Origin of the sequence: Bradyrhizobium sp. SZCCHNR1002 (genome assembly GCF_032381435.1) — a bacterium.
Taxonomy (GTDB): domain Bacteria; phylum Pseudomonadota; class Alphaproteobacteria; order Rhizobiales; family Xanthobacteraceae; genus Bradyrhizobium; species Bradyrhizobium aeschynomenes.
Map to the genome: position 1 here is coordinate 1,555,938 of NZ_JAUHIS010000001.1, position 14,049 is coordinate 1,569,986.

The 14,049-nt window shown below is 69.1% G+C and carries 6 protein-coding genes; 4 read left to right on the forward strand and 2 right to left on the reverse strand.

Features of this window, described 5'->3' with window-relative positions:
- The first annotated feature begins 3 nt into the window (after window positions 1-3).
- From QX108_RS06930 to QX108_RS06945, 4 genes are read left to right on the forward strand one after another with little or no spacing between them, the layout of a single operon-like run.
- Window positions 4-1,836, forward strand: coding sequence for an amino acid adenylation domain-containing protein (locus QX108_RS06930; RefSeq protein WP_315780239.1), 1,833 nt, complete (start codon window positions 4-6; stop codon window positions 1,834-1,836).
- Complete coding sequence (locus QX108_RS06935; protein ID WP_315799391.1) at window positions 1,833-9,524, forward strand: non-ribosomal peptide synthetase; 7,692 nt, start codon at window positions 1,833-1,835, stop codon at window positions 9,522-9,524. Before QX108_RS06930 ends, QX108_RS06935 begins: the two co-directional genes overlap by 4 nt.
- Window positions 9,521-10,408: a class I SAM-dependent methyltransferase gene (locus QX108_RS06940; RefSeq protein ID WP_315780235.1), complete on the forward strand. Its 888-nt coding sequence runs from the start codon at window positions 9,521-9,523 to the stop codon at window positions 10,406-10,408. The genes QX108_RS06935 and QX108_RS06940 overlap by 4 nt, the downstream gene beginning before the upstream one ends.
- A gap of 12 nt (window positions 10,409-10,420) precedes the next feature.
- Complete coding sequence (locus QX108_RS06945; protein ID WP_315780234.1) at window positions 10,421-11,305, forward strand: class I SAM-dependent methyltransferase; 885 nt, start codon at window positions 10,421-10,423, stop codon at window positions 11,303-11,305.
- On the opposite strand, the gene QX108_RS06950 is transcribed toward QX108_RS06945, so the two are convergent.
- Both QX108_RS06950 and QX108_RS06955 read right to left on the reverse strand, forming a co-directional pair.
- Complete coding sequence (locus tag QX108_RS06950) at window positions 11,296-12,201, reverse strand: methionyl-tRNA formyltransferase (protein WP_315780232.1); 906 nt, start codon at window positions 12,199-12,201, stop codon at window positions 11,296-11,298. The genes QX108_RS06945 and QX108_RS06950 overlap by 10 nt on opposite strands.
- A gap of 734 nt (window positions 12,202-12,935) precedes the next feature.
- A complete protein-coding gene (locus QX108_RS06955) occupies window positions 12,936-13,877 on the reverse strand; it encodes a DUF4253 domain-containing protein (protein WP_315780230.1) in 942 nt (313 codons plus the stop codon).
- Window positions 13,878-14,049: the final 172 nt, after the last annotated feature.

Below are 14,049 nucleotides of genomic sequence, written 5' to 3' on the forward strand. Positions count from 1 at the left end.
GACATGGCCCGGATCGGCGGCTCGCGCATGACCGTGGACCCTGAGCTGTCGCTGGCCCGGCACGACCATCCGGCGCCGGAGCGTGGCACCGTTGGCGAGCTGGTACGCGCGGCGGCCGCAAGGTCGCCGGGAGCACCGGCAGTGATCGGCGCTGCAGGCTGCATGACTTACGCCGAGCTGATCGATCGCGCCGATCAGGTCCGAGCCGCCTTGACCGCGCGCGGCGCGCGGCGCGGCGACCTGATTGCCGTGCTTTCCGGCCGCGACCTCGATCTTCCCGCTCTGCTGCTCGGCGTGCTCGATACCGGCTGCGGCTACGTCCCGATCGCACCGCACTATCCCCGGTCTTTCACCGAGACCGTCCTCGCGGCAGCTCAGCCCGCGCTGATCGTTGCCGATGCCCGATCTCCGCTGCAGCTCGGTGCCGAATGGCGGGATCGCCTGATCGGAACCGGCGACATTCGCGGCAAGCCTGCTGTGCCGCCGGTCGCATGCGCATCGGATACGGCCTATGTGATCTTCACCTCGGGCTCGACCGGCCGTCCCAAGGGCGTCGTGGTCCGCCATGACAACGTCACGCGGCTGATGGTGTCGCCTTCCTACGCCGCGATCGACAGCAACAGCGTCGCGTTGGCACTTTCGCCACCGAGCTTCGATGCCGCGGTCTTCGACCTCTGGCCGTTCCTCGCGGCCGGCGCCCGCATCGTGCTGCATCCGGATGCGCCTCCGACACCTGACAGCATCGCCGAGCTGGTGCACCGTCACGGCGTCACCACGACGTTCATCACGACCGGCCTGTTCAACCGCATTGCCGAGGATCGTCCCGCGGCTCTTGCCGGCGTCGAGGTCCTGACCGGCGGCGAACGCGGCAGCGCCGAGGCCGCGTGTCGGGTGCTCGATGGCGGCGCCCGCGCGATCGTGCATTGCTACGGACCGACGGAGACGGCGGTCTACACGACGGCCGCCCGCTTCACCGCAGACGCCCGCCCGACTGAGCCTTTCTCGATCGGCGGTCCCATTGCCGGAACGTCCTGCTACGTGCTCGATTCCGATCAGCAGCCGGTTGCGCTCGGCACGGCAGGCGAGCTCTGGATCGGCGGCGAAGCCGTCGCCACCGGCTATCTCGGCGATCCCGAGCTGACGCAGCAACGCTTCCGGCCGGATCCTTTCCGTCCCCAGGGACGCATGTATCGCAGCGGCGACAGCGTCCGCATGCAGCGCGACGGCTCGTTGATCTTCCTTGACCGCCTCGACGCGCAGCTCAAGATCCGCGGCCATCGCGTCGAGCCCGGCGCGGTCGCACGCCATCTCGAGGCCATCGACGGCGTTCGCGGCGCCGTCGTGCTGGCCGCGGAGCTGTCGCCCGGAGACGTCAGACTCCATGCGTTCGTCACGACTTCGGCCAAGTCCAACGGATTCGAATCCCAACTCCGCTCCCGGCTGCAGGCCGAGCTTCCGCCGCCGATGGTGCCGGCGCGGATCGTGATCGTGCCGTCATTTCCGCTGTCGGCCAACGGCAAGGTCGATCGTGATGCATTGCTCGCGCATGTGGCGGCCGCCGCAGGCGGTAGCGTCGAGCCTCGCTACGACGACAGCGATCAGGCGGCGGTCGCCGCCTTGTTCACGTCCGTCCTCAAGCTTGCGCCGGGAAGCCTCGACGACGACTTCTTCGATCTCGGCGGCGACTCGCTGCTGGCCATGCGCCTCCTCGGGCAGTTGCGCACACAGCTCGGCTGGGAGGGCACGCTGCAGGATCTCTACGCCGATGCGACCGTCCGCGGCGTGGCGCGGCGCCTCGCCGACATGGCCGCCCCCTTTGAGGCCGGCGTGCTGTGACCGCAGCCTCACTTCTCGCCACCCTGAAGAGCCGCGGCATCGCGCTGTTCCTGGACGGCGATCAGCTGCGGTTTCGGGCCGCTCCCGGCGCGCTGACCGCGCAGCTGCGCGACGCGATCGCAGCCGATCGCGCCGGCATCATCGCTCACCTGCGCGATGTCTCGCGTCTTTCGAGCGCCGAGAAGCGACTGTGGTTCGCCAGCCGGCTCGCACCGGACGAGGCACCTTACAACGTCTCGGCCGCCTACCGCCTGTCGGGCCGGCTCGATGCCGGCGTGCTCGAAGCTGCGTTCAGCGATGTCGTCGCCGGGCATGACGCGCTGCGGACCGGCTTTCGCGAGCTCGATGGTGAGCCGGAGCGGTTCATCGCGGCGCCATCTCCGTTCCGGATCACGCAGCTCGATCGTTCGCAGATCGCGCCCGGTGGGCGGGACATTGTTGCGCGCGACCTGGCCTCCCGCCTCTCGCAACGCCCGATCGCGCTCGACCAGCCACCGCTGCTGAGCGCCACTCTGGTGCGCTTCGCGGATGATGATCATCTGCTCATCCACCTCATCCACCACATCGTCACCGACGGCTGGTCGCACGCGCTGTTCTGCCGCGATCTCTCGGCCGCCTATCGCGCGCGTCTGGCTGGGCAGTCGTGGCGCTCTGCGCCATACAAGGCACGATCCGGTCCATCCGCGACGATTGCGCTGGGCCGGCCGCCGGCACTCCCCGATGTACCCCCGGCGCCGGTGCCGCACGATGCGGTTCGTTCTCGGGGCCGGCCTCACGACGGCCATACGCTGGCGACGCGGCTTCCGGCGGGCCTGCACGCGCGCGTCCGTGCTGTCGCGCGGCAGCGCCGCACCAGCATCGCAACCGTCCTGCTGGCGGTGCACACTCTGCTGGTCGCGCGTCTGTCGGCGAGCTCCACGCCCATTGTCGCCGTGCCGGCTGCAGGCCGTCGCGATCCCGAATTGGGCGAGCAGATCGGCTTCCACGTCGATACGCTCCTGGTCACGGCGTCCTGCGGCTCGTCGATGCGCTTTACGGAGCTGCTGAGCCAGGTGCATGACGGGCTCGCCGCTGCGCTCGACGCCGCAGGCGACGGGTCGTCGAATGATCCTTCGCACTCGGTCCTGCTCGCCGAGCCCGCGCTGACGAGCTTCGCCTATCAGGCCACACCCGACACCCCGCTCCTGCTGGACAATGTCGACGTCGGGATCGTCGGCTTCGAGCGCGGCACCACCCGTTTCGATCTCGAACTGCACGTCTGGCCACTCGCCGGCCACGCCACATCGGCACTGCTGGAGCCTGCGCCGGACAGCGAACTCGCGCTGATCGGGGCGGATGCGGGCGAGCCGGATGGTTTGCGCCTGATGCTTACGGCGCGCAGCGACAGTTTCACGCGCGATGGCGCGGCACGATGGCTGCGCCGCTATGTGCACCTGCTCGACGCGTGCATTGCTGCGCCCGACAGCCTCGTCGCCGATCTGCCGCTGGACTCGCCCTCCGACCTGCGGACGCAGCAGCATGTCCTGGAGCGGCCGCGTGCGCCGCCCGGTGGCGACACGGGTCTTGCGGCCCGCTTCGAGACCATTGCGGCCACCCATGGTGAGCGCATCGCAATCGACGGCATCGACGGCCGCACGCTGAGCTATGCCGCGCTCGAGGCGGCCAGCCGCGCGCTCGGCGAACGGCTCGTGGCCGGTGGTGTCCGGAACGGCGACATCGTCGGTGTTGTCGCCGAGCGCTCGGTCGAGGCCGTCGTCATGCTGCTCGCCGTGATCCGCGCCGGCGGCGCCTATCTGCCGCTCGATCCCGCGCTCCCCGAGGCGCGGCTTGCGCTGATGCTGCGTCAGGCCGGCGTTCGCCATGTCGTCGCGAGCCGCGCGATGCGCGACGTCCTGATGCGGATCGACGGCGCGCTCCGCATCGTCGTCGCGGACGAAGCGGGCGAGCTTGCCGGTGCAGCGCTGCCCGCGCCGCAGCTGATCGGCGCCGACAGCCCGGCCTATGTCAACTTCACCTCGGGATCGACCGGCACGCCCAAGGCCATCCTGGTGCCGCAGGGCGCCGTCGCCAACCTCGTGCTCGACACCGACTACGCGGCGCTCTCGGCGGACGATCGCATCGCACAGGCCGCGCCGCTGTCCTTCGATGCCGCCACCTTCGAGGTCTGGGGCGCGCTGCTCAATGGCGGCTGCGTCGTGATGGTCGACAAGCAGACCCTGCTCGATCCCGATGCGCTCGCGCACGATCTGCAGGCGCGCGCCGTCTCGGTCATGTTCCTGACCACCGCGCTGTTCAACCAGGTTGCTCAGTTGAAGCCGGCCGCCTTCGCGCCGCTGCGGCTCGTGCTGTTCGGCGGCGAGGCCGTCAATGCCGACCATGTCCGCAGCGTGCTCGCGGCCGCTCCGCCGGCCCGCCTGCTCCATGTCTACGGCCCGACGGAGACCACGACCTTCGCGACCTTCCATCCGGTCGGCCAGCTCACCGAGCGCGCCGCCACGGTACCGATCGGACGGCCGCTGCCCGGCGTGATCTGCCGTATCCTCGACACCGATCTGAAGCCGGTGCCGGCCGGCATGCCCGGCGAGCTCTGCATCGGCGGCAGCGGCCTTGCCACGGGCTATCTCGGCGATCCGGCCGCGACCGACGCCCGCTTCGTCACCGCGCCCGACGGCGTCAGGCTGTACCGCAGCGGCGATCTCGTGCGGCTCGATCCGAACGACACCATCGAGTTCGTCGGCCGCCGCGACAACCAGGTCAAGATCCGCGGTCATCGCATCGAGATCGAGGAGATCGAGCTCGCGCTCGCGCGCCATCCCGCCGTCGCCGAAGCCGCCGTGATCGTGCAGGGTGACGACGAGGACAAGTCGCTCCAGGCCTTCGTCACGCTTTCGGATGCAACTCACGAAACCGCGGCGGTGCTGCGCTGGCTTCGCCAGGAGCTGCCGGACTACATGATCCCGGCACGCATCACTCTGGTCGCGCGCATGCCCGTCAGCGAGCATGGCAAGATCGACCGCGCGGCCCTGCGGCTGATGAGGCCCGCGACGGTGCCCGATACCAATGCCGGCTCCGCTGACGATCTCGAAAGCGAGATCATCGCGATCTGGACGCAGCTGCTGGCGCGGCCGATCGGACGCGACAGCGACTTCTTCGAGAATGGCGGCCATTCCCTGCTCGCGACCCGCGTCCTTGCGCAATTGTCGCAGCGCCGCGGCCTGACCGTACCGCTGCGACTGCTGTTCGAGCAGCCGACGCCGCGCCTCCTTGCCGCGGCCATCGCCGATGGTACGCCCGCTGCTCCGGACACCCGCGAGGTCGTCGCCGGCAGGGCCGGCACCGGCGCCGCGCCGCTGTCCTTTGCGCAACAGCGGCTCTGGTTCCTGGAGCGGCTCGACCCTGGTAAGGCGGGCTACAACGTGCCGGTTGCCTATCAGCTCGACGGACCGCTCGATGTCGCCAGGCTGCAGGCCGCGCTCGATCACGTCGTCGCTCGTCATGAGCCGCTGCGCAGCCGGATCGGCGAGCGCGATGGCCAGTCCTGGCAGGAGCCGCTGGCGCCGATGCCCTGTCCGCTGCGCACAGTGGATCTGCGCGGCCGGCCCGATGCGCTCACACGGGCACGCGCTGTGGTCGCCGCCGCAGCGCTCGAACCTTTCGATCTGACGCAGCCTCCTCTGCTGCGCGGCACCTTGATCCTGACGACGAATGACCGCGCCGTCCTGGCACTGACCATGCACCATATCTCGTGCGATGGCTGGTCGCTGACGGTGCTGGCCCGCGAGCTGTCGCTGCTCACGAGCGGCGCCACCTTGCGTCCATTGCCGCTGCGCTACGCCGATTTCGCCGCGTGGCAGCGTGACTGGTTCTCCGGCGCTCGCGCACGCGAGCAGCTCGAGGCCTGGTCGGCCCGTCTGGCTGATCTGCCCGAGCTGCGCCTGCCGCTCGACCACCGACGTCCGACCCGGCAGTCCTATCGCGGCGGCATCGTTCCGATCACGATCGACGCAACGACCACGGCGCGCCTGAAAGCCCTGTCCGAGCGCTGCAACGCGACGCCGTTCATGGTGCTGCTCGCGTTCTACGGTGCCGTCATCGGACGCGCCGCCGCGCAGGATGATTTTGCGGTGGCCAGCCCGATCGCCAATCGCCATCATCACGAGACCGAGGAGCTGATCGGCTTCTTCGTCAACACGCTGGCGCTGCGGCTCGACCTCTCCGGCACCCCCTCGCTGGAAGTGCTGGTGTCGCGCGTGCGCAGCGTCGCGCTGGAGGCCTATCAGAACCAGGACCTGCCGTTCGAGCAGCTCGTGGAACGCCTGCAGCCAGACCGTGATCCCGCGCGCAATCCGCTCGTGCAGGTCGCATTTGCGCTCCAGAATGCGACCGATGACCGCCTCATTATTCCCGGCATCGAGGCAACGCCGTTCGCGGTCGATATCCGTACCACGCGGTTCGACATCGAGACCCACTTGTTCGAACGCGACGGCGTCATCGCGGGCCTGCTGGTCTACGCCAGCGATCTGTTCACGGAAGCCACGGCGAGCCGACTGGCGGCTCAGTTCGTATCCCTGCTGACCGCGGCGCTGGATGCGCCGGATACCCCCTTGCCGTCGCTGGTCGTCGCCTCGCCCTCCGACCTGCGGACGCAGCAGCATGTCCTGGAACGGCCGCGTGCGCCGCCCGGTGGCGACACGGGTCTTGCGGCTCGCTTCGAGACCATTGCAGCCGCCCATGGGCAGCGCATCGCAATCGAGAGCAGTGACGGCCGCACGCTGAGCTATGCCGCGCTCGAGGCGGCAAGCCGCGCGCTCGGCGAACGGCTCGTGGCCGCGGGCATCCGCCCCGGCGACATCGTCGGTGTTGTCGCCGAGCGCTCGGTCGAGGCCGTCGTCATGCTGCTCGCCGTGATCCGCGCCGGCGGCGCCTATCTGCCGCTCGATCCCGCGCTCCCCGAGGCGCGGCTTGCGCTGATGCTGCGTCAGGCCGGCGTTCGCCATGTCGTCGCGAGCCGCGCGATGCGCGACGTCCTGATGCGGATCGACGGCGCGCTCCGCATCGTCGTCGCGGACGCAGCGGGCGAGCTTGCCGTTGCAGCGCTGCCCGCGCCGCAGCTGATCGGCGCCGACAGCCCGGCCTATGTCAATTTCACCTCGGGATCGACCGGCACGCCCAAGGCCATCCTGGTGCCGCAGGGTGCGGTCGCCAATCTCGTGCTCGACACCGACTACGCGGCGCTCGCGGCGGACGATCGCATCGCACAGGCCGCGCCGCTGTCCTTCGATGCCGCCACCTTCGAGGTCTGGGGCGCGCTGCTCAATGGCGGCTGCGTCGTGATGGTCGACAAGCAGACCCTGCTCGATCCCGATGCGCTCGCGCACGATCTGCAGGCGCGCGCCGTCTCGGTCATGTTCCTGACCACCGCGCTGTTCAACCAGGTCGCTCAGTTGAAGCCGGCCGCCTTCGCGCCGCTGCGGCTCGTGCTGTTCGGCGGCGAGGCCGTCAATGCCGATCATGTCCGCAGCGTGCTCGCGGCCGGTCCGCCGGCCCGCCTGCTCCATGTCTACGGCCCGACGGAGACCACGACCTTCGCGACCTTCCATCCGATCGGCCAGCTCACCGATCGCGCCGCCACGGTACCGATCGGACGGCCGCTGCCCGGCGTGATCTGCCGCATCCTCGACACCGATCTGAAGCCGGTGCCGGCCGGCATGCCCGGCGAACTCTGCATCGGCGGCAGCGGCCTCGCCAAGGGCTACCTCGGCGATCCGGCCGCGACCGACGCCCGCTTCGTCACCGCGCCCGACGGCGTCAGGCTCTATCGCAGCGGCGATCTCGTGCGGCTCGATCCGAACGACACCATCGAGTTCGTCGGCCGCCGCGACAACCAGGTCAAGATCCGCGGTCATCGCATCGAGATCGAGGAGATCGAGCTCGCGCTCGCGCGCCATCCCGCCGTCGCCGAGGCTGCCGTCGTGGTGCGGACCAAGGACGAGGACAAGTTTCTCGATGCCTACGTCACCTTGAAGCCGGACATTGCGACTGCGCAGCACCAGCAGCACGGGCAGGCCTTCGTGTCCGACTGGCGTGAGCTGTACGAGATCACCTACGGCCCCGCAGCTGACGCGCCGGATGCCGATCTCGCCGGCTGGCACGACAGCTATACTGGCCGGCCGATCGCAGTGGCCGAGATGCGCGAATGGCAGGCAAGGACGACGGAGGCGCTGCTGGCCTTGGGGCCACGCCGCGTGCTGGAGATCGGCTGCGGCACCGGGCTGCTGCTGCGCGGCCTCGCCGATCGGGTGGAGACTTATCACGGCACCGACTTCTCCCCGCCGGCCGTTGCCGGCACGCGTGAGCTGGCGCGCCGAAGCGGCTGGACCCATGTCACGATCGAGCAGCGCGAGGCCGACAATTTCGACGGTGTGCCGCCCGGCCATTTCGATCTCGTCATTCTCAACTCCATCGTTCAGTACTTCCCGGGCCGTGACTATCTGCGCCGTGTCCTCGACGGCGCGTTCGAATGCCTTGCGCCATCAGGGCGGATCTATCTCGGCGACATCCGGTCGCTGCCGTTGCAGCGCCTGTTCGCGGTCTCCGTGGAGGCCCGGCAGCACGCGCTCGGCGGGCCTGCCATTCTCGCGCGCGCGGCCAACCGCATCCGCTTCGACAAGGAGCTGGTGCTCGATCCTGCCTACTTCACCCGCATCGCCGCCGAGCACGGCGCCGCGGTTCGGCTCGCCGCGAAGCGCGGCATGGCGGTGAATGAGCTGACCAAGTACCGCTACGAAGTGGTGATCGACACCGCCGCCCCGCCTCATCCGGGCTCCGCAGTCAGCGTCGCCTGGACGGCCCTCGATCCCGCCGATCCGGTCGCGGCGATGCTCGGCGCCGCGCGGGCGCATCCTGCGCTCTGCATCACCGGCGTGCCCGATGGCCGGCTGAGCGAGGATCTGCGGCTGCTTGCCGGCATCGACCCCGAGGTCGCGCCGCCGGCCGAGGCCCCGCATCCCGAGCAGCTCGCGGAGGCCGCGGCCGCCGCCGGCTTCGCGGTCGATTTCGCGCTGTCCGAGCGCGCCGGCGATGGCGTGTTCGACCTGCTGCTTTATCCTCGCGGCGACGTTCGCCCCGTCTCTCCGCTGGAGGCCGCGCGGACGACGAAGCCGTGGGCCGAGCTCTCCAACGATCCCCTGCAGACCGCGCTCGGCCGCAGCATCGGCCCCGAGCTGAAGCTACATCTGTCCCGCCTGCTGCCGGACTACATGATCCCCGGCCAGATCGCGGTGCTGGAGCGGATGCCGCTGGCCCGCACCGGCAAGATCGACCGCCGCGCCTTGCCGCCCATCGCATCCGCGCCGGAGCAGAGCGAAGCGGCTGCACCTGCCGGCGATGCCGAGCGCGCAGTGCATGGAATGTGGCAGGAGCTGCTGCAACGCGAGCGCATCGACCGCGCCACCAACTTCTTCGACGCCGGTGGCCATTCGCTGCTGCTGGTCCGGCTGCTCCATCGCATCAACACCCATTTCGGCCGCGACCTCGCGCTGATCGATCTGTTCCGCGCCACCACGATTGCGGACCAGGCCAAGCTCGTCACCCACGAGGCGGCCAATGCGGCCGACAGTCCCGAGGTCGGGGACCGCGCCGAGCGCCGCCGCCACGCGCTGGTCGACCGCAGGCGGAGTTTGCGATGAGCAGCCCTCACGATCAGCTCGGACCAGACGCCGCGCCGGGTCTCGGCGAGCGGCTGGGCGTGGCGCCAGCCGAATTGAAGTCGCGCGTGATCGACTTCTACAACGGGCTCAACACCTACCTCTCCGACAGCAGCCTCGACGGCTATGTGCAGTTCTTCAACTGGGGCTACCTGCCGGTCGAGGGCCGCCCGGACGACTGGCGCGGCAGCCTGCCGGCAGCGATGCTCGACCGCCATGCCGTGCGGCTGGTGCTGGAGCTGCTCGGGCCGATCAGCGTCGACGGCCTGGACGTGCTCGACGTCGGCTGCGGCCGCGGCGGCACGCTGGCGACGCTGGCCGCGCGCTGCGCGCCGCGCAGCCTGACCGGCGTCGACCTCAATCCCCGCAGCATTGCCCATTGCAAGCAGACGCACGCCGATCCGCGCCTGCGCTTCTTCCAGGGCGATGCCGAGGACCTCGCCTTCGGCGACGGCAGCTTCGATCTCGTCACCAACATCGAATCTTCCAACGCCTATCCGGACATCGACCGCTTCTACCGCGAGGTCAATCGCGTGCTCAGGCACGGCGGCCATTTCGCCTACACCGACCTGCTGCAGCCGGGCCAGTTCGCCCATGCGCGCGATTTCCTCACCGCCAACGGCTTCGTGATCGAGGCCGAGCGCGACATCACCGCCAACGTGCTGGCTGCAAGGCGCGAGGCCGCGCAGGTGCAGCTGCGCGCGTTCAACGCGGAGCAACCTGGCGCCACCGACCCGACGCGCGCCGCCTTGATGAGCTACTTCCTTGCTCCCGAGGGCTCGGAGTTCTTCGATCATATCGAGGACGGCCGCTTCGAATATCGCATCCTGCGGCTGCGCAAGGTTGCCGACTGCATCGAGCTGTAACGAGGCGTGACGATGTCCCATGACGACGTCTATGATCTGCCCGACAAGGCTACCGCGCCCGAGGCCTTCAAGTCGCGCATTCAGCGGTTCTACGGCTATTGGAACCGGCGCGTCGACAGCCTGCCGTTCGGCGAGGTCAGCCTGTTCATGAACTGGGGCTACCTGCCGTCCGGCCAGGACGAGGCCCGCATCCTGCCGCGGCCCGATGCGGTCAATGCCAGCTCGGTGCGGCTGATCCTGGAGCTGGTCGGCGACACCGAGCTCGCCGGCCGCGACGTGCTCGACGTCGGCTGCGGCCGCGGCGGCACGGTGCACACGCTGCTGAGCTACTTCCAACCCCGCGAGGTCACCGGCCTCGATCTCACGCCAGAGAACATCGCATTCTGCCGGCGCGCCGTCGATGCGCCGCGCAGCCGCTTCCTCGAAGGCGATGCCGAGCAATTGCCGTTTCCCGACCAGAGCTTCGACGTCGTCACCAATGTCGAGAGCTCGCATTGCTACCCTCACATCACGCGCTTCTTTGCCGAGGTGGCGCGGGTGCTGCGGCCGGGCGGCACGTTCCTCTACACCGACGTGTTCGATCGCGACGAGGTGACGGCGCGCCGGGCCGAGATGAGCGCCTGCGGGCTCGACGTGCTCAGCGACCGCGACATCACGCCGAACGTGATGCTGGCTCGCGCGGCCGAAGGCGACTCGCAGCTCGAAGGCTTCGGCACCGTGTCGCCCGCCGAGGCCTGCGCTGCCACCGAGCAGTCCGACGCGCGCGTGCTCGACCTCGTGATGGCCCGGCCCGGCTCGCAGATGCAGGTCGCGATGACCGAAGGCCACCTGTCCTATCGCATCCTGCGCGCGCGCAAGCGCTCGATACTGGCGAGCCGGCTGCGTCCTCAGCGCTGATCACCCGTCAGCTGCGCGCCGACCAGACTGGCCGAGGCCAGCGCCGGCGGACGCTCATGCTCCGTGATGCGAACGAGCCCGTCGGCAGCGGCGACCAGCAGCTCACCGTCATGCGCCGCCATCACGCGCCCCGCCGGCGCATCCGCGGCGGCGTAGCCGCTCGGCTCGGCCCGCCAGATCAGCAGCGGCGCGTCGTGGCCGGCGACGAAGCACCGTGCGGGCTTGAACGGGCTCAGCGCGCGCAGACGCCGCAGCACGGCCTCCTGCGGCTCTTGCCAGCCCAGCACGTCGTCATCCGGCTTCAGCTTCCCGAAATAGCGCCGCGGCCCCGTTCCCGGCGCCCCGCGCTCGCCGGCGAGCACGGCCTGCACCGCGCCCTGATAGAAGCCGACCGCGCCGTCGCGCAGCCGTTCCTCGACGACGTCGCGATACGGCGCGTCATCGATCGCGATGCGGCGGGTGCGGATGATCGGCCCGTCGTCGAACGCAGCGCTCATCAGATGCGCCGTCTGGGTGATCGCAGGCCAGCCTTCGAGGATCGCCGCGAACACCGGCTCGAGCCCGCGCGCGCCGGGGATCTCGCCGGGATGCAGGTTGAGGACGCCGAGCCGCGGCAGCGCGAGCAGCTCCTCGGCAAAGCGCTCGGGATGACCCCAGTTCACGAACAGGTCGGCGCCGAGCGCCCGCAGCTTCGCCATCGTCGCGGGATCATTGATTGACGGACCGACATCGACCAGCGGCAGCCTGCGCGACGCGGCGCGCCGTTCCACCCCGCTGCCGAGCGTGCCACGCGGCGGCACGATCGCGCAGATATCACATCCGTCGGCGATCAGCGCATCGGCGAGCTCGAAGCTCGGCACCGAGCTGCCGAGAATGGCGATCCGTGCCGCGGTCATCGGGTTCTGCTCTCCGCATCATCAGCGCTCGTTGCACGCTCAGCATCGACTTAGCGCAGGGCGCGAGTCGACGCACCCGTCTCCTGACGTCCCTTCACAGCTGTCAAACATCAAAGGCATGGCATCGCGATCCCCGCGGCGGATTCGCCCGGGCTATGCATCCGTTCGTCCTCTTCCTGACAGGAAGAGGCGCAGGGAAGGCCGGGAGCCTGCCGCCCCCATGGCCCCCGTGCAGAGAAAATGCACGGGGCAGGAACCACAGGTTCGGCTGGGACATCCCGGCCTTCCCTGCGCGATGGTTGAGCGGCTTATACGTGCTCTCCTTGGGGACCGGCTTGATTGCCCCCATCGCGAACGGGTCATCATCCCCGTCCACTTGACCTCGGCACCGGGAGGCCAGGACCACACGATTTCGCCGTCGCATCGCTCCGTTCGTCCGCCCGGCCGAAACCAGGCTGCAGACCGACGCGCCCACCGCATCTCGGACCCGACGTTCGTGACGATCGCGAAACGTCCCTCTTGGCGGGCCCGGATGCGCGGAAATGTGGATGTGATTTGCCCGACGACACAAGTGATGAGTCCGCGACAAACTGGCACGACGGGCAGTTGGCGCATGGCGGCAATGCGCGGAATGCCAGTCCGACGGACAGGAGCCGAGATACCTGGATCAACAACTCATAGTTATCGTGAGGGGCGTCACCCGATGCCGGTCACGAGCGCCGACCAGCCAATCTTCAATCCCACCAGAAGTACCACCAGTCGCTGTTCATCAAGGCGGCGGCGAGTGCGTTGAAGGTGCCGACGCCCTGGTCGATATTATCAGGACAATAGACATAGTGCTCCCGCGCCAGCGCGAGCGCTTCGTCGCGGGTCTGCGGCCGCCGCGCGACGCGCAGATTGACGACGTCCGAGGTGATGGCGACGAGCTCGGCGCCGTAGCGGTCGCGCCAACTCCTGAACGCGGCGACGTGCTCTTCCGGCTTCGGGCAACCATTCCAATGGCCCCAGCGCAGAATGGCCGGAACAGTCGTCCAGTCGTCGGTCGCCGCCAGACCGATGATGACCTTCTGCAGCGGCTGTCCGGTGCGATAATCCATGACCACCGACAGGCCGTTCATCGCATCGGTCGTGTCGGGCCAATCGCCGAGCGGCGGCTCGCGGCCAGAGCCGAGCATCGCGGCGATGGTCTCGTCCCGTGTCAATGTGCGCAGCTGTCCGTCCTTGCTCTCGGTCATCGTCGGCAAGGGCATGTCCGGCTTTGCCGCCAGCATCTCCTTGAACTGCCTGATCGCGGCCTCGTTGCCGTCCTTGCTGCGCTGGATGAAATCGTCTGGAAACTTGATCAAGTCAGCGTCGCGCAGGATGTCCTCGACCGGCCGGAGCGACGGGACATAGGGCCCGTTCGGCGCGAATGGCATCAGCAGATTGCCCAGGGACTGGTGCTCGTCCTCGCCGCCGAGCACGACCGGCGTGCCCTGCCCGGCCGCCTTCAGCTCCTGCCATTTTGCCAGTGCATTGTCGCCCGTGGTTTCGATCAGCTTGAGCGGAAATTGCGCCATGGCCTGGCGCTGATACTCCCGCGCAATGTCGTCCGGTGTCACGGCTTGCGTCCTCCATGGAATGGTCGCGCCCAGCGCGCCGGCGAGCAGCCCTGTCAGCAGATCCCGCCGTTGCATCGGACGCCCTTGATTTCTCACTGCGTGATCAGCAAGCATCATAATGTAATGTTCGAGCCGGTTTCTAGGCGCAACCGCGACATCTGGCGTCGCGGGGCGGAAAGCCGGTCAACGTTGAAGGGCCCGCGTCGACCGGGATCCAGCCGGCCGGCATCGTAGCGGAAGCGCTAAG